This is a genomic window from Phaeodactylibacter luteus (genome assembly GCF_007993045.1).
Lineage (GTDB): Bacteria > Bacteroidota > Bacteroidia > Chitinophagales > Saprospiraceae > Phaeodactylibacter > Phaeodactylibacter luteus.
Window position 1 is genome coordinate 37567 of sequence record NZ_VOOR01000013.1, and the last position, 16514, is coordinate 54080.

At 56.6% G+C, this 16514-nt stretch carries 18 protein-coding genes and 1 tRNA gene; 7 read left to right on the forward strand and 12 right to left on the reverse strand.

The genetic code is table 11. The annotated features are described in order from the left end of the window. Positions 1–600: 600 nt before the first annotated feature. The 3 genes from FRY97_RS08005 to gatC all read right to left on the reverse strand — a co-directional run bounded on the left by FRY97_RS08005 (position 601) and on the right by gatC (position 2311). Positions 601–1152 carry a cob(I)yrinic acid a,c-diamide adenosyltransferase gene (locus tag FRY97_RS08005; RefSeq protein ID WP_147166930.1) on the reverse strand — a complete coding sequence of 184 codons (552 nt, stop codon included), beginning with the start codon at positions 1150–1152 and terminating at the stop codon, positions 601–603. A gap of 72 nt (positions 1153–1224) precedes the next feature. Continuing rightward, complete coding sequence (locus FRY97_RS08010) at positions 1225–1959, reverse strand: ABC transporter ATP-binding protein (RefSeq protein WP_147166931.1); 735 nt, start codon at positions 1957–1959, stop codon at positions 1225–1227. Between the two features lie 61 nt (positions 1960–2020). Beyond that, the gene (gatC, locus tag FRY97_RS08015; RefSeq protein ID WP_147166932.1) at positions 2021–2311 is read right to left on the reverse strand and encodes an Asp-tRNA(Asn)/Glu-tRNA(Gln) amidotransferase subunit GatC; all 291 of its coding nucleotides are present in this window, start codon (positions 2309–2311) and stop codon (positions 2021–2023) included. Positions 2312–2434: 123 nt separating this feature from the next. On the opposite strand from gatC, the gene FRY97_RS08020 reads away from it, so the two are divergent. From FRY97_RS08020 to FRY97_RS08030, 3 genes are all read left to right on the forward strand, one after another. Further along, positions 2435–3085, forward strand: coding sequence for a deoxynucleoside kinase (locus FRY97_RS08020; RefSeq protein ID WP_147166933.1), 651 nt, complete (start codon positions 2435–2437; stop codon positions 3083–3085). Between the two features lie 115 nt (positions 3086–3200). Continuing rightward, positions 3201–4298 (forward strand): redox-regulated ATPase YchF, encoded by a 1098-nt coding sequence (gene ychF / locus FRY97_RS08025; RefSeq protein ID WP_147166934.1) that lies wholly within the window; start codon positions 3201–3203, stop codon positions 4296–4298. A 9-nt stretch (positions 4299–4307) separates the two neighbouring features. After that, positions 4308–4925 carry a pseudouridine synthase gene (locus tag FRY97_RS08030; RefSeq protein ID WP_147166935.1) on the forward strand — a complete coding sequence of 206 codons (618 nt, stop codon included), beginning with the start codon at positions 4308–4310 and terminating at the stop codon, positions 4923–4925. A 23-nt stretch (positions 4926–4948) separates the two neighbouring features. On the opposite strand, the gene FRY97_RS08035 is transcribed toward FRY97_RS08030, so the two are convergent. The 5 genes from FRY97_RS08035 to FRY97_RS08055 form a co-directional block, all read right to left on the reverse strand. After that, positions 4949–5260, reverse strand: coding sequence for a DUF2752 domain-containing protein (locus FRY97_RS08035; RefSeq protein ID WP_170254548.1), 312 nt, complete (start codon positions 5258–5260; stop codon positions 4949–4951). Between the two features lie 25 nt (positions 5261–5285). Next, positions 5286–5660 (reverse strand): TM2 domain-containing protein, encoded by a 375-nt coding sequence (locus FRY97_RS23305; protein WP_211356831.1) that lies wholly within the window; start codon positions 5658–5660, stop codon positions 5286–5288. 352 nt (positions 5661–6012) lie between these two features. Next, positions 6013–6753, reverse strand: a complete 741-nt coding sequence (locus FRY97_RS08045) for a hypothetical protein (RefSeq protein ID WP_147166937.1) — start codon at positions 6751–6753, stop codon at positions 6013–6015. Between the two features lie 284 nt (positions 6754–7037). Further along, complete coding sequence (gene ung, locus FRY97_RS08050; protein WP_147166938.1) at positions 7038–7715, reverse strand: uracil-DNA glycosylase; 678 nt, start codon at positions 7713–7715, stop codon at positions 7038–7040. Positions 7716–7735: 20 nt separating this feature from the next. Then, positions 7736–8650 carry an alpha/beta fold hydrolase gene (locus FRY97_RS08055; RefSeq protein ID WP_147166939.1) on the reverse strand — a complete coding sequence of 305 codons (915 nt, stop codon included), beginning with the start codon at positions 8648–8650 and terminating at the stop codon, positions 7736–7738. Positions 8651–8983: 333 nt separating this feature from the next. On the opposite strand from FRY97_RS08055, the gene FRY97_RS08060 reads away from it, so the two are divergent. From FRY97_RS08060 to FRY97_RS08070, 3 genes are all read left to right on the forward strand, one after another. Continuing rightward, positions 8984–9057 (forward strand) — tRNA-Arg (locus tag FRY97_RS08060). A gap of 117 nt (positions 9058–9174) precedes the next feature. Next, positions 9175–9720 carry a GNAT family N-acetyltransferase gene (locus FRY97_RS08065; protein ID WP_147166940.1) on the forward strand — a complete coding sequence of 182 codons (546 nt, stop codon included), beginning with the start codon at positions 9175–9177 and terminating at the stop codon, positions 9718–9720. Positions 9721–9754: 34 nt separating this feature from the next. Beyond that, the gene (locus FRY97_RS08070; protein WP_147166941.1) at positions 9755–10456 is read left to right on the forward strand and encodes a hypothetical protein; all 702 of its coding nucleotides are present in this window, start codon (positions 9755–9757) and stop codon (positions 10454–10456) included. A gap of 76 nt (positions 10457–10532) precedes the next feature. On the opposite strand, the gene FRY97_RS08075 is transcribed toward FRY97_RS08070, so the two are convergent. The 4 genes from FRY97_RS08075 to cdaA all read right to left on the reverse strand — a co-directional run bounded on the left by FRY97_RS08075 (position 10533) and on the right by cdaA (position 14821). Next, positions 10533–11837, reverse strand: coding sequence for a glycosyltransferase (locus tag FRY97_RS08075; protein ID WP_170254549.1), 1305 nt, complete (start codon positions 11835–11837; stop codon positions 10533–10535). 148 nt (positions 11838–11985) lie between these two features. Beyond that, on the reverse strand, positions 11986–13251 hold the full coding sequence (gene icd, locus FRY97_RS08080; RefSeq protein WP_147166943.1) for an NADP-dependent isocitrate dehydrogenase: 1266 nt from the start codon (positions 13249–13251) through the stop codon (positions 11986–11988). A gap of 240 nt (positions 13252–13491) precedes the next feature. Next, on the reverse strand, positions 13492–14040 hold the full coding sequence (locus tag FRY97_RS08085; protein ID WP_147166944.1) for a GNAT family N-acetyltransferase: 549 nt from the start codon (positions 14038–14040) through the stop codon (positions 13492–13494). Continuing rightward, the gene (cdaA, locus tag FRY97_RS08090) at positions 14027–14821 is read right to left on the reverse strand and encodes a diadenylate cyclase CdaA (RefSeq protein ID WP_147166945.1); all 795 of its coding nucleotides are present in this window, start codon (positions 14819–14821) and stop codon (positions 14027–14029) included. The genes FRY97_RS08085 and cdaA overlap by 14 nt, the downstream gene beginning before the upstream one ends. A 483-nt stretch (positions 14822–15304) precedes the next feature. Here cdaA and FRY97_RS08095 point away from each other — a divergent pair, with 483 nt between their 5' ends. Then, on the forward strand, positions 15305–16441 hold the full coding sequence (locus tag FRY97_RS08095) for a hypothetical protein (protein WP_147166946.1): 1137 nt from the start codon (positions 15305–15307) through the stop codon (positions 16439–16441). Positions 16442–16514 lie beyond the last annotated feature (73 nt).

Consider the following 16514-nt stretch of genomic DNA (forward strand, 5'->3'; position numbering starts at 1 on the left):
CGCTGGGCTGAGCCCTGCCGCTATTTACCCTGGGGGCGAGCAGTATTTGGCGTCAGCCTAATTAGCAGACCGCGCCAACGGTGGCTAGCTTTTTGCCTAAGCCCGGGATGCCTGGCCAAGCCGAGGTGGGCCACCCGGTAGAGGACCGTTTTGGGAATGCCCCGGCCTGGCCAAAGCCGCTATAGGGCTACAGCACGCAATCAGGAGGCAAAGCAGCAACGGCTTTTCATCGGGTATGCTTTAGAAACTGTACGTTTGGGCAGATGCCAACAATTTTACGGTATGGCATCGGTTGGGCCAACAAGGAGGGGCCTGCCCCTGCCCAACGGGCAGGTGCCGCTATGCTCCGGGGCTCGCTGTCCGCTCGGCCCTATCGGGCTTTACACCCCTCCGCAGCGCTAGTGGTCTGTCAAGTGTTAATTTATGGGTTGAGTGGGAGCGGATTTTGAGGCTAATCAAGGCGGATGTTCCCGCGCATAGCAGCGCTACGTAAGGGGTTGTCCAACGAAGAGTAGCCTCAAAAGTCGCCGCAGGCAACCCCTAGTTTTAGCCTTGACAGACCACTAGGCCGCTGTCGGGGCTATAGCTTGCCGAGGGGCGCTACCCGCGCGGGGCCCAGGCCACCTCTTCCACGCCTTTAGCATGCGCCACAAAGCGGGCCAACAGGAAAAGATAATCAGACAGCCGGTTGAGGTACTGAATGAGGATGGGCGCTACCCGCGACTCCTGTGCCAAGGCGACACACAAGCGCTCTGCACGCCGGCATACGCAGCGGGCGATGTGGCAGGTAGAAACAGCGGGATGGCCACCGGGCAGGATGAAATTTTTGAGGGTGGGCAGGTGCTCGTCTATGCGGTCCATAGCCGCTTCGAGCGACAGAATATCTTCTGGCTTGATATCAGGGACAGACATGGGCTTGTCGGGGTCTGAAGCCAGATTGGCACCGAGGCTGAACAAGCGGTCTTGAATATATTTCAGCTCATCGCGGAGGCCAGGCTCAGAGATGTGGTCGCGGGCAAGCCCAATGTAAGAATTCAGCTCATCCACTGTGCCATAAGCTTCGATGCGGAGGTGGCTTTTCAACAAGCGCTTGCCGCCAAAAAGAGAGGTCTCCCCCTGATCTCCTGTCTTGGTATATATTCGGAAGGCCATACAAGGTCGGTTTTGATTGGGGAACAGCCCAGCCCGCCTTTTGGTTGCCGGGGCGAATGCCCCCTCGCCGTTTTATTTCTGGTTGTAACGGTGGCCCGGATCATCAGCCCGGACGACGTGCTCGTTGCGCTCATCCGTTTCCACCACTCCATCGCGCAGGCGCACAATGCGGTGGCAGTGCTCGGCGATGTCCGGCTCGTGGGTCACCAAAATAACCGTATTGCCCATTTGGTGGATGCGCTCAAAAATGGACATGATCTCGATGGAGGTTTTGGTATCCAAATTGCCGGTAGGCTCATCGGCTAGTATGATAGAAGGCTTGTTGACCAGGGCGCGGGCAATCGCTACCCTTTGGCGCTGCCCGCCCGAGAGCTCATTCGGCTTGTGCCCCACACGGTCGCCCAGCCCAACCTCCTCCAAGACCTCCTGCGCACGGGCCAGCCGCTTGGCTTTGGGCATGCCCGAATAGACCAAAGGCAAGGCTACATTTTCGAGAGAAGACAAACGGGGCAGCAGGTTGAAGGTCTGGAAAACAAAGCCGATCTCCCGGTTGCGGACCTCAGCCAGCTCATCATCGTTCATGGTGCTCACGTTGGTGCCATTGAGCCAGTACTCCCCATCCGTAGGGGTATCCAAACAGCCCAAGAGGTTCATCAAGGTAGATTTGCCAGAACCGGAAGGCCCCATCAGGGCGAGGTACTCGTTTGTCGCAATGTCCAGGTCGATGCCCCGCAGCGCATGTACCTTGGTAGGGCCCATGATGTAGGTTTTGGTCAGTTCTTTTACAGTGATCACGGACTTTGTCATGCAGGCGGTTTTTGATGGTAACAGAAAGTAGGAGCAGGCGGCACAGCGCAAGTTTGGAGCGCTAAAGGTCAATGACCTTGGGCACCCGGAAGTGCGCGCCGTCTTCATCGGGCGACAGCCTCAGCGCAGCGGCCCGGTCAGCTTGGCCAGCAACAGCATCTTCCCGCAGATCGCCGGGCTCCTCATTGATATAAGTGAGGGGCTCTATGCCCTCGGTGCTCAGCTCGTCGAGCTTCGCTACCATTTCCAGGATGCGGTTCAAATCTTGCTGCACAGTTTGGCGTTCTGTAGGTGTAAGTTGCAGGCGGGCCAGATGCTCAAGCCGTAAAATTAAGCCCTCGTCAATTTTCATAAGCATAATTTAGATGTGAAGGGCTATTTCATCGGTAAACAGCGCCTTAAGCGTGATGCAGGGCATTGCCCTCCGAATATATCCCCGCAGTTTTATATTTTCGCAGCAAATCACGAATCAAACATGAGCGGAAGCAATACCCAATCGAGTCCAAATATAAAACATATCGCCATTGCCGGGAACATTGGCGCGGGCAAAACTACACTTTCGGAAAAGCTCGGCCGCCATTTTGGCTGGGACGTCCACTACGAGTCCACTACCGAAAACCCCTACCTCAGCGATTTTTATGAGGATATGCACCGGTGGTCCTTCAACCTGCAGATCTACTTCCTCAACAGCCGCTACCAACAGGTGCTGAAAATCCTGGCCGGCGACCGTACAGTAGTGCAAGACCGGACCATATACGAAGACGCTTACATCTTTGCCCCCAACCTCCACGATATGGGCCTGATGTCTGCCCGGGACTTTGACAACTACTTTCAGCTTTTCCGCACCATGTCCTCACAAGTACAGCCCCCTGACCTGCTCATCTACCTCAAGGCCAGCATCCCTACGCTCGTGGAGCACATCCAAGAGCGCGGGCGGGACTATGAGGGCAGCATGAGCCTCGACTACCTCAAACGCCTCAACAAACGCTATGAAGAATGGATCAGCAGCTACGACGAAGGCCGGCTCCTGATCATCGATGCCGACCACGTCGATTTCATGCGCAACCCCGAAGACTTGGGCGACATCATCAATCAGGTCAGTGCTGAGCTGCACGGGCTCTTCTAACGGGCCTCCAATATTTTGCTTTTTTCTACCCGTTTTATGTGTACCTTTGCGCCCTGATTTCAAAGCCCGGGCAACTACCGGTGCACATCCTTTTGACTATTAATTCCTTTCTGATATGGCACTCAAGTGTGGGATTGTTGGACTGCCGAACGTTGGCAAATCGACCCTGTTCAACGCGCTGACTTCTGCGAAAGCGCTCGCTGCGAACTACCCCTTCGCAACCAAAGACCCCAACGTGGGCATCATTACCGTACCGGACCCCCGCCTCGACAAACTGGCAGAGCTCGTCAGCCCGCAGAAAGTACAGCCGACCACCATTGAGATTGTGGACATTGCCGGCCTCATCAAAGGCGCAAGCAAGGGCGAAGGCCTGGGCAACCAATTCCTGGCCAATATCCGGGAGGTGGATGCCATCGTGCATGTCGTGCGCTGTTTCGAAGAAGGCAATGTGGTGCACGTTGACGGCTCCGTAGACCCCGTCCGCGACAAAGACACAATTGATACGGAGCTGCTGCTCAAAGACATAGAGACCGTTGAAAAAAGGCTCGACCGCTACAAAAGGCAGGCCAAGAGCGCTCAGAAAGAGGACCTCAAAAATGTGGCGATCGCCGAAAAAATCCTGGCCCACCTGGAGGAAGAAAAGCCCGCCCGCTCCCTAGAGCTCGATGAGGCTGGGCAGGAGCTGCTCAACGATATGTTCCTCCTTACTGCAAAGCCCATTTTGTATGTCTGCAACGTAGACGAAGCGTCGGTCAATGACGGCAATGAGCACACGGAAGCTTTCCGTGCGGCTGTAGCGGGGGAGCCGGCCGAAGTCATCCTCATCAGCGCCGGCATTGAAGCGGACATCGCAGAGCTGGAGACCAAAGAGGAGCGCATGGAGTTCCTTTCCGAAATGGGCTTGGACGAGCCGGGCGTCAACCGGGTCATCCGGGCCAGCTATCAGCTGCTCAACCTCATCACTTACTTCACCGCAGGTGTGAAAGAAGTGCGTGCATGGACCATCCAAAGGGGCTGGAAAGCCCCACAGGCTGCTGGCGTCATACATACCGATTTCGAAAAAGGCTTCATCCGCGCCGAGGTCATTGGCTACGAAGATTTCGTTGCATTCGGCTCGGAGCAGGCGGTCAAAGAAGCCGGCAAAATGTCTGTTGAAGGCAAGGAGTACGTCGTCAAAGATGGCGATGTGATGCACTTCCGCTTCAACGTCTAACCCAAGGGCATGGCCAGGCAGACCACTTACCGCTACTTTGCCATCCACAAACCTTATGGGGTGCTCAGCCAATTTACGCGCGAGCACCCTGCCCACTCGGTCTTGGGCGACCTCTACCCTTTCCCCAACGATGTCTACCCCATTGGGCGGCTTGACCGCGACAGCGAAGGGCTCCTCCTCCTGACGAACAACCCGAAAATCAATGCGCTGCTGCTCTCTCCTTCAAGGGGGCATCAGCGTACCTATTGGGTACAGGTGGAAGGTGCCCCTACGGCCGAAGCGCTCCGTCAGCTCCGCGAAGGAGTGGACATCCGGGCTAAAAAAAGGAGCTTCCGCACCCTGCCCGCACAAGTAAGGATAATCGCCCCCCGCCCGGAAGTGCCCGACCGCGACCCTCCGGTCCGGTACCGCGCCAACATCCCCGATACTTGGGCTGAAATAAAGCTTACAGAAGGTAAAAACCGGCAGGTGAGGCGGATGTGGGCTAGCGTTGGCTTCCCTGTGCTCCGGCTCATCCGGGCAAGCATAGCCGGGCTGAGCATCTCCCCTACCGATACACCGGGCAGCGTGCGGGAGCTGACAGAAGAAGCATTTCTTAAAGCATTGAAAATCAATCGTTCTTGGTAAGCAAGGGCAGGCCTCTGCGGCCCTTATTCTGTGCCCGGGGAGGGCTCAGGGGCGCGGGGGCTGATCAAGCCTAAAGCCCGGATATCCTGCAACAGCCATTTGGCCCAAAGCCAAATCAACAGGGGCATGACTACAAAAACAAGGGGGTTGAAAAAGAAAGCCGTCTGTACGTCAAAGTGCATCAAGTGCATGACTGCACGGGTAAGCCCACAAGCGTAACACTCTACATCCAACAACAAGCGGGATACACATACCGACTGCCCCTCGTCGAAATAATCAGCGGGGAGGGCCCAAAGCACGACAGGCAAGGCCAGCAGAAATGCCAGCCTTGCCATCGCAAAGAACTTTCGTCGGCTCGGCTTAGAGCTTAGGGTCATAAGCGCTTCCGTCTGCAGGGCCAAGGTCGCCGGTAATGATCCGGATAAGGTCAATCAGTGCCCAAACGCCACAACCACCAAGGGTCAGCAGCTGAATGATACCGATTGTGGTGTAGCCCAGGTAAAAACGGTGGATGCCAATGCCTCCAACAAGGATAACCAGCAGCAGGGCGATGAGTTGGCTTTTCGGAGCGCTCTCATCTACTTTGCGCAGCTCCTTCTTGATTTTCTTTTGTGCCGCTTTCAGCGCGATCGTCTCCTTCAGGCTTAGGCGTTCGCCGGTCTGCTGACGGATGTCGCGCGGAGTGAGCGCCAGAAATTCTTCAACAGTGAGGTTAGCAAAAGCGTCTGCGTTCAGTCCAGCCTATTGCGTTGCCGCTTCGACTTTAGCCTTGGCAGGCGTGTGAACAACAAAGGCCATCGCTTGCTGTGTGGAAGCGAGTGCAAAAATCAAAACGAGGCTTAGTAGAACCAGCTTCTTCATAGAATATGGATTTAGTGTGAAAAAATTGGGGTATAAGTGACGAAGAAAAACTCTTCGGCAAAATGCGGGCTAATCACTGATTGCCAACAGCTTAATCTAAAAGGAGCAAGAAAAAATAATCGTTAAGCCTTCGTAAACATAAAAGTTTTCTGCAAAATCTGCACGAGTCTGCAGAAAAAAGAAAGGTTAAATATCTGACTGCAATGCCTCAGCGGTGGGCCCCGCCCTACTCCTCAATAAAATAGTTGTAAGTGCTCACCGCATCCAGGTAATGCTTCTCCGGATAGGAGGCTATCCCTATCGTCATAAGGGTAGCGCCCCCAAGCAAGGAGCTCAAGCCAATGGCATTCAGCCTGCGCTGACTAGGGACGTTGTACAGCTCCATGGCCCCGGCAGTGGTAAAAAGGATGCCCGCAACGAGGGCCACCCGCTTCATGATTTTCCGGTTGCGCCCCCGGTTGAGCTTGCCCCTGACGAGCGCGGCTTCTTTCTCCCCCAAGATGGCGAGGCCAGGCGCCAACGCTTTTTTCAGGTTGGGGTGGCGGAGTTCCTCAGCTTGGGCAAACCCACGGGTAAAGTATAAATCCGAACGGCGGTGCCAGTTTTTGTCTTCAGACGGGATGTGGGTAGAGAAGAGGTCGATATCCCCCATTTCAAAACAAAAAGCCCGCTGGAAATCGTCTTTACTGACATTAGCCATATAAGCCTGATCTGTGCGCAACAGCCGGATCATCTTGCGAGGTATGCTATCCCCGTCTGCAGTTTCCAGCCATTCGTAACGGAAGTGCTGCATCAGCTCAAATTCTTCCGCCCTCAGCAGGCGGTCGTCGCTGAGCACCAAGAAAGGCTCGTTTGACTCTAGCCTAAGGAAAGCGGTCTCATCAAAGAGGCCAGCCGGCTGAGCAAAAGCATGGGCGGTTGGCAGGATAGCGGCAAGGGCGATCAACAATCGGCTCAAGTAGTACATATTTCAGGGTTGAAGATGTTGTTCTGAAAATGCTAACCTAATGCATTGTCCAATTATCTACAGCATTTTTCTCCATTTTTCTTCCTGCCCCCCCTAACCTTTGATGGGCTTCCGCCCCGCCAACGGCCTAGCGCTGCGCAGGGGTGACCGAAGGCCAGACCCGACGCCTGTAGGGCGAGGGGCCGAGCGGACAGCGAGCCCCGCAGCATAGCGGCACCTGCCCGTTGGGCCCCTCGCCGCGGCAGGGGCAGGCCCCACCAAAGGAACAGTCTGCCCTCAGCGCATCAGGCAGGCAACTGCCAATCCACAGGCGCCTCCCCCTTATCCTGCAAATAGGCGTTCGCTTGGGAAAAATGCCTGCTGCCAAAGTAAGCGCCGCCTGCTAATGGGGATGGATGTGCCGCCTCAAGGACAAGGTGCCTGCTGGCATCGATCAGCAGCTTCTTCTGCCGGGCAAAGCCGCCCCACAATAGGAAGACAAGGTGCTCCCGCCCGTCTGACAGCCTGCGGATGACCGCATCGGTGAACTGCTCCCAGCCTTTTTTCTGATGGGAACGGGGCGTCTTGTGCTCAACGGTGAGCACCGTGTTCAGCAGGAACACCCCCTGCCCTGCCCATGCCGTGAGGTCGCCGTGGGCGGGCGGCTGATGCCCAAGGTCGGCCTGAAGCTCTTTGTAGATGTTGCGCAAGGAAGGGGGGACGCGCACGCCCCGGGGCACCGAAAAAGAAAGCCCCATGGCTTCGCGCGGGTTGTGGTAAGGGTCTTGCCCGATGATGACCACCTTTACCTTATCAAAAGGCGTCATATTGAAAGCATTGAAAATCAAGCTGCCCGGTGGGTAGATCTGCTTACCGGCCGCCTTCTCTTTTTTGAGGAATGCAATAAGGCTTTGGAAGTAGGGTTGTTCAAATTCATAGTGCAGCGCCTGCTTCCAGCTGTCTTCGATACGGACTTGGCTCATGTAGGTTGTATTTTCGGTTGTCACCCTTCGGGCAGGGCGAGGGCATCGGCTCCGCCTGCAGTAAGCCGGATCAGCTTTTCCAAGGACTTTTCAAGCAGGGCGCGCTTGGTCCAGAGCAGATCGTGCTTGCGGCCCTCCAGCATTTTGAACTCCAAGAAAGACGCATTCTCCAAATGATCGCGGGCGAATATAGCATTTTCGGGGTAAATCAGCCCGTCCTCATCCCCGTGCAGCAGGATGGTCGCGCTTTTTATGCGCCCCCATAGCCCGGCCATAGAATCGAGCTGCGCTTTGTGGGACAGCTTCTCCATATTGGCGACGTGTATGGAGCCGGGCAGCAGCCAACGGAAGGGCCAGTGGCGGGTGATGTGGGTGAAAAGAAAGGTCTTTTCGCTCCCGGCTTTGAGGGAGGCCGACTGCAGCAGCAGCCCGTCAACGAGGTCGGGGAAGTCCATCGCAATTCGTGCAGCCACGGTGCCCCCATAGCTGGAGCCGTGCAGGATGACGGCAGGGTGCTGCCCGCGCTTTTCGCGTATGGCTTCGGCAATGAGCGCCGCTTGTTTTTTGACCGAGAGCTCTGGCTGCCCATATCCGGAGTAGCCGTAGCCTGGCCGGTCTACCGCCATGAGCTTGGCTTTGGACAGCAGGCTGCTGTCGCGCAGAAAGGTTTTCCAAAAAGAAGATGAGCTGGGCGCCCCGTGGATGAAGACGACGAGGGGGAGGGAATCGGTGCCGATCTCAAGGTAGCGCAACGCCCGCCCATCCTGCTCAAGGGTGTCGAAACGTGCGCGGTAGCCAAGGGGGTTGTCAGACAGCACCGCCTGGAAAGTCGGAGTGCTGATGCGCATCTCCATAAAATCGTAGGCGTAAATAAATAGCAGCACAATGGCAAGGGAGAAATAAAAGCGTTTCCGGTTGGGGATTATCTTTTTCATAACGGCATCGTCCTTTGAAGTGTGCAAAGGGCAACCCTCTGCCCTGCCCCTTCTAAACAAACCGCTCAGGGGCAAGGTTGAGCCCCCGCCAAGGAAGAAATTCCAGCCCCAAAGAACTAAACCGCTGGTTTTTGCAGTTTTTTCTTTAATTTTGCGCTGCAAATGCAATAGACCTGATGCGTCGGGCCAGTCAGTAGGCAAAACGGGCTGTTTTCAATCACGCGCCGGCTTTTTCCCAGAAGCCTGGCCTAAGCCAAACGATCGGAAAAAGGCTTAGCGCGGGAAAAGAAAGCGCCATTTTAAGGCTACCCCCCTTACGCATCCAAGCTAATAGGTCCCATAGCTCAGTTGGATAGAGCACCTGACTTCTAATCAGGCGGTCGCAGGTTCGAGTCCTGCTGGGATCACGAAGCAACCTACGACAGCAGCCGCTCCCCCTCCGGAAGCGGCTGCCTTTTTGGGCACCGGCTGTTCCGCTCAGCGCGCTCAGAGCCTTGCAAGCTGCCCCCCAACGCACCACCTATATGAAAATACACATCGAAACCAGCCGGCTGATCCTTAGGGATATCGAAGCGGATGACCTTCAGGGCCTATTTGAGCTCGACTCAGACCCTGAAGTGCACCGGTACTTGGGCGGCAAGCCCATTAAAAGCCTACAGGAAGCGGAAGGCATAATCGCCTACATCCGGAAACAGTACGAAGATGACGGCATAGGCAGGTGGGCGGTGGCCGGCAAAGCGTCCGGCGAGTTCATAGGCTGGGCAGGGCTCAAATACGAAAGGTCGGTAAGGGAAACGCCCTATTTCGACCTTGGCTACCGGCTGAAAAGGCGGTTCTGGGGGCAGGGGATCGCTACCGAGGCAGCACAGCATGCCCTAAGCTACGGGTTCCGTGAAATGGGGCTGCAACAGGTCTTTGCCGGGGCCCATATCGAGAATGCAGGCTCCAACAGGGTATTGCAAAAAATAGGGCTGAATTTCCTGGAGACCTTCGAGTTCGATGGCGCACTGCACCATTGGTATGGCCTGGGGAGGGCCGAGTGGGCGGAAAAAAAACAGCCCTCACATTAACCTTGCCCATTGGGGCCGATAAACCACTATAAAAATGGAAGCACCTAACCATCAGGAGGGAGCCCAAACCGGGCTTGAAATATCAGACCTTGAGCCTTTCTTTCTGTACTACTTTGAGCAAAATATCCCGGACAACCTCAAGCCTGGCCGGAAGTTCACCCTCCTGCCTTCCCCAAAAGCAGAAGGCCAAGATTTCCAGCACTTGAAACCGGCCGCTGATCTTGCCCGCTTCTCTGCAATGACCGCGCAGGAGCTGAAAGCCGAAAAATCAACGCTGAAGCCGCTCGTGAAAATCAAGTGGCTCTCCAACCCTGCAGCCGCCAAATACACCTCGATCGGCCTGCCCAATATTGAGGAGATCCACGAAGAGGCCTACTTTATCGGCCTGCAGAGCAGCTCCTACAAAGACTACTTCAAGTACCTGTCCACCAACGAGAACCGGAAGGTAGGGCTCCGGTTCATGACCTGGTCCCAATACGGGGAGGCCGGGGAAAAAGAGCGGGCAGCCGCCCGGGAATTCTTAGAGGCTTTTGCGGCCTTCGAGGCCGAAGCCTGGACCTATGCAGACGCCCTGATCTTCTTCTATGACGAGATGGGGCAGAAATCCCTAAAACTGCAGCTCAAGGATGGCTCTTGGATATCGGGGCAGGGCAGCAGCATGCACCCCGGCCTGGCCTTCAATTTCCAACAACTGCTCGATGCCGCCAAAGCCTCCCGCCCCGGGGACAAGCCCTAAGCCACGGCCGAGCACAAAGCAGATGCCCCTTTTTTGAGCCTGCCCCTGCCCGAGGGGCAGGGATGGCCCGGCCGCCCTACCCTGCAATCTCATCCAGGAAGCCCGCAATTTCGCGGGTCAGGGACTGAATGGAATACGGGCTGATATCCGACGCCAACGGCTGCAGCAATTCGCCAGTCTTGTACTGCCGGTACAAACCCAATACCGCCTGCCGGATGCCCGCTTCGTCCTCATAGCCCAAAGCCTGCCCTGCCCCAGCGCGGGCCAGTATGCCCGCCACATCACTCTCCATGGGCTGCAGGCAAAAGACCGGGCGGCGGGCAGCCAGGTACTCAAAGAGCTTCCCTGGGATGCGCCCCTGCGCATTGGGCTGCTGATTGAGCAGCAACAGCAGGATAGGGCTGTTGAGCGTCAGGGACAAAGCCTCAGAGCGGGGCACATTCCCCGGCATTTCTACAGCGCCCATCAGCCCATGCCCTTGCAGCGCAGCCTTCACGCTTTGGTCTACCTGCCCGACTAGCTTTAACCTGAGGTCTTCTTGGAACCCCGGAGTGTCACGGCATAAATCCGCTAAGACTTTGAAAAAAACATCCGGCCTACGGTCGTAGCCCATTATGCCCAGATGGGTGAAAGCAAACTTACCGCCCACTGCCCGGGGCTCCGGCGGATAGTCGCCGGGGTCGAACCCCCAAGGGATGACCGAAACATTCCTCGCCCCCAACGCCTCCAAGTCCTTTTTCCAGGTAGGGCTGACGATGGTGATCTTGGAAGCCTGCCGGAACGCTTCCTGTTCCATACGGCGGTGGCGGGCATCTCCCCACCGGGTCAGCTTTAAAAGCTGGTAATAATCGATCTGTGTCCAAGGGTCTTGGAAATCCGCCAGCCAGGGGATGCCCGTTTTACGGCTGACCAAAGTGGCAATCCGGGTATTGGTATGTGGCGGGCCATCAGAAAAAATGGCATCCACAGGGTGGGCTTTTAGGTAGCGGCACAAGAACCGGACTGCCGATGGGATCCAAAAGCAGCGGGCATCAGGAATGAAAAAATTGCTGCGCACCCATACGGCCAGCTCGTGGGCCCACCTCCCCTTGTCCTCTTGCACATAAAATACGTTATTGACATTGGCCCCGGGCGGCTTCCCCGTCAGTTTGCGGTAAGCTTGGTAAGGCTCCCAGATCGGATGGCGCAAGACAGTAGCCCCTTCCGGGACATCATGGTCGTTGCTGTGGTCTAAGGTGGGGTAATCCGCGCCATCAGCCGTGAAAATAACAGGCTCCCACCCATTTTCGCGCAGGTACTTGGCAATCTTGAGGCAGCGCAGCACCCCAATGCCGCCGCTTGGAGGCCAGTAATAGGTGATCAGGAGGACTTTCTTCTTCAATGCGGTTAGGTTTTTCCAGCGCTCAAAATACCATTTTCCATCCTTTGCGCCCAACAACAGCCCGCTCGCCGCTTTGGGCGCTTACGCAAACGGGCAGCCCAGTACCCCAGGCTGCCCGCTGACAGTCGTTATGCCACGACAAGGAAGGTTACATCTGCGAGATGACCTCATCTCCAAACTCAGAGCACTTCAAGAGGGTAGCCCCATCCATCAGGCGCTCAAAATCATAAGTGACCCGCTTGGCAGAGATCGCCCCTTCCACACCCTTGACGATGAGGTCGGCCGCCTCGTTCCAGCCCATGTAGCGCAGCATCATCTCCCCAGAAAGGATGACAGAGCTAGGGTTGACCTTGTCCAGGCCTGCGTACTTTGGCGCTGTGCCGTGGGTAGCCTCGAAGATCGCACGGCCAGAAGTGTAGTTGATGTTGGCGCCCGGCGCGATGCCAATGCCGCCCACCTGTGCAGCAAGCGCATCAGAAACATAATCGCCGTTCAGGTTCAGCGTAGCGATGACGGAATACTCTGATGGGCGCGTCAGGATCTGCTGCAGGAAAGCATCCGCGATAGAATCCTTGATCAGGACAGCGCCATTCGACAGGGCCGCATCCTGTGCTTTGTTGGCCGCCTCTTTGCCCTCTTCTGCTGCAATGCGGTCGTACTGTGCCCAGGTAAAGACCTTATCGCCGTACTCGCGCTCAGCCACCTCGTAGCCCCAGTCTTTGAACTTGCCTTCGGTGAACTTCATGATGTTGCCCTTGTGGACCAGCGTCACAGAGGGCAGCTTCTGATCGATCGCATAGTCGATCGCGGATTTCACCAAGCGCTCTGTGCCTTCCACAGAGACCGGCTTGATGCCAAGCGAGACCGTATCTGGGAAGCGGATCTGGGTAACGCCCATCTCCTCTACCAAAAACCGCTTCACTTTGTCCGCTTCCGGAGTGCCGTTGAGGTACTCGATGCCCGCGTAGATGTCCTCTGTATTTTCGCGGAAGATCACCATGTCGACAGCGCCGGGGTTCTTAACCGGGGAAGGCACCCCCTGAAACCAGCGTACAGGGCGGACACAAGCGAACAGATCGAGCTTTTGGCGCAGGGCCACATTCAGCGAGCGGATACCGCCACCGACCGGTGTCGTCAATGGACCCTTAATCGCCACCAGGTACTGCTCAATGGCCTGCAGCGTTTCCTCTGGGAGCCACTCCCCCGTCTGGTCAAAGGCCTTTTGGCCAGCCAAGACCTCCTTCCAGTGGATTTTGCGGCCGCCGCCATAGGCTTTTTCTACCGCAGCATCCAGCACTCGCTCGGCAGCAGCCCAAATGTCAGGCCCGATGCCGTCGCCTTCGATGAAAGGGATAATGGGGTCGTTGGGTACGTTGAGTTTTCCGTTTTCGATGGTAACTTGTGATCCGCTCATTGTTGTTTTTCAGTTTTTTATTGGTGACACATCGGAACGAGCCGGAGGAGCGCCTTATTGTGCGGCAATGCCGGCAGGACCGGTGCTTTTTGAAAAGCTCAGCAAATGTAAAAATTATAATCCTAAAAGGCAGTGCCCCAACCGCTAATTCCGCCTGCCCAACCGCCTTTTGGCCCTATTGACCACCTTGCTGCCGTAGGGGGGAATGTGGTGTAGGACAACCCTGCACCGCCCGGCGCTCTAGAAAGCTGGGCCCAGGAAATCGACCGGGCCATCGGGCCAGGGCTGCCCGTTCAGCGGTTTGACCATCAGCCCTCCACCCAGGCCCCGGCTGACCACCCCCAGCGTTTTATCGCCGCTGATCATCATCCAAGTGCAGCGGTTGTCTACCTTTTCAAAGCCATGCCCCAAGTACAGCTGTTGGTCCGAAGCCGTCAACAGTATAGCCCCTACCCTGGCTTTGCGCCCCAGCTCGGTAAGGGCTTTGAGCATAGCGCTAGCCATTTTCCGCTGCTGGAAATCCGGGTGCACACAGAGGTCGACCACCCCAAATGCCCGGATGAGCGTGCCCGCTGCGTTGACCATCCGGAAATCGACCCCCATGTGGGCGGCCAGCCGCTCACCTTGCCAGCACAGGTAGCGGAATGCCGGCACCTGCCGGAAAAAGCTGCGCGCAGGGTAGCCCGGGAAGGCTTCCATCAATAATGCGGCTATGGCCTGCTCGGTCTGCTCCTCGATCTCAAACTCCTCGCGCCGCTCCAGTTGCCAATCCTCCTTAGTAATGCTCACTTAGTAAATTTTTCAGTTCTTTCTCATCCAGGTTGCGCCGGAGCTTCCCTTCGTATGCTACGGAAATGCCGCCCGTCTCTTCTGAAACGATAAAAGCAGCCACATTAGCGCGCTCCGATATCCCCACACCTGCCCTGTGCCTCAAGCCTGCGCTTTTTGGCAGATTGGGGTTGTCCGAAACCGGCAGGACACAGCTGGCTAGTTTTAGCCGGTTGCTGCCTACAATGACCGCCCCATCGTGCAGAGGGCTGTACTTGTTGAATATGCTCTCCAGCAAGGGCTCGCTGATGTCTGCGTCCATCTCAACGCCTGAGCTGACCAAGCCCTCCAGGTCCAAACTGCCCGCGAGCACGATCAGCGCACCGGTCTTGCGCTTGCTCATGCGCACAATGGCCGAGCGCAAAGCACGCAGCTGACGAGCCTTCTCCTCCGTGTTCTCCAAGTTGCGGTCCAAGATGCGGCCCAGGAAGTTGGACCGCTGCCGCAGCGTCGTATTGCCCAAAAACAACAGGAAACGCCTCACCTCCGGCTGGAATATGATGATGATGATGATAACGCCTACACTGACAAATTGGTCGAGCACAGCCGAGAGCAGGTCCATGCCCAGCTGATTGACGAGCCACCAAACGACGTACAGGGTGAGCACGCCCACGAAGATGTTGAACGCGATACTGCCCCTCAGCAGTTTGTATATCTGGTACATCAAGTACCCAACGATCAGGATATCCAAAATATCCCAAACACGGACGGGCAGGAACCCAATGTTGAACAGATACATCATAGCGCTTGCTTTTCTGCCGCTTGGCCTATGCCTGAAAGTAGGCTGCGCACCCAACCGCTAAGCTTTGCTCCAACAAAGCCAGCAGCCTGGGCATGCGCTTGGCCGGGCATTGGGCGCAAAGGTAAATAAAAGCTGTTGGGGCGTAAACCAGATTCTCGTTTTTTGCCCTGCCCCCTCCGTAAGGATAGGGGCCTGCCCCTGCCAGCAGGCAGGTGCCGCTATGCTCCGGGGCTCGCTGTCCGCTCGGCCCCTCGCCCTACGGGCGTCGAGTCTGGCCTTCGGCCACCCCTGCGCAGCGCTAGGCCAATGCCAGGCTAGGGCCCGAAAAGCATTAAGGGCTGCGACATTTTGGTTTACGCCCAGCTGTTGTTTCCGGCAGGCGCTTTGCACGCCTTCCCTGCCCGGCGGCTGATGCCCCAACCAAGTAAGCTGATTATTGCCTATTTTTGGGCAAGAACAGCATTTACCCAAAAACAGCTCGTCATGAAGTACCTCCTTGCCCTGATCGCCCTGTGCTGTACCGCCGTCTCATCGGCTCAGCAGCCTACCCTCCGCTACGATGAGAACGGGGTGCCCATCATTTACAACGAAGAAGGCAAAGCCAGGGATATCGAAGGCAATGCCGTTTCCGAACAGGACCTCGCGGTGCTCGTTGCAGACGTACAGCCCCTGCCGGGCAATATCGCCGTCACTTACGATGACCTCAGGAAAATTATAGACCGGCAGCTGCAGCTCGCGCAGAGCGCCAACGAGATTGCCAGCAAAAGGCTGGACGAAGCCCGGGCCCGCCGCATTACCCTCGAAGAGGAGCTCAAAAGGGCGCAGGCGGCAACAGAAGATGCCGACCTGCTCGAACAGATCGGCCAGCGGCTGGCCACCGCACAGGAAATCGAACGGCTGGCCAAGCACGAAGCCCGCCTGGCAGGACAGGAAGTACGCCGCCTGGCTTCTTTATCGGAAGGCGGGGAGATTGTGGAGGAGTATAAGCGGCAGCGGGCGGACAGCCGGCAGGCGGCAAGGGAATTCTCTGGGCTTGATATTGTGTCGGCCCAAAGCTATGAAAGCGTCCTGCTAGATGATGACTACCAGCCTTTCAGCCACACGCGGGAGGTCATCCAAAACCCTCAGCCGGGGTGCCATGCTGAATACGACGGGCTCAACCCCAATGGCAAGTTCCAGCGCATTCTTGAAAAAGAGACGCTCTTCGACCATACCGACGAATCTATGCGCCCGTTCCTGGACGGCAAAGAGTTTATGACTTGCAAGGCGGGGCTCACCCAAGTGGGCGGCTACCGCTATGTGTCCGTTGTTTACCATTTTTCTGTGGCCAATGCGGCACGCATTTATGGGGAGATCCGCAAGGGCAGCGCGCTGACCATCACCACCCTGGCTGGGCAGTACGTGCGCCTGCCGGCCGGCAAAACGGCCCGGGGGGAGCTCAATACAGAGACGCAGGAAGTTGTCTATGAGGTGTATTATGCCATAGACCAAGGGCAGCTCAACCTGCTCAAAAAAGACGAAATAGACCGCGTCATCGTCAGCTGGAGCTCCGGGCATGAGGAGTACGAAGCTTACCACCCGGGTTTTTTTATTCAACAGATCCCCTGCTTGCTGGAATAGCTTGCTTTTTGGCTCACTCCCTGTCTTCGCCACGGAGACAGGGAGTACCCGGAGGCCCACAGAGCATTTGACC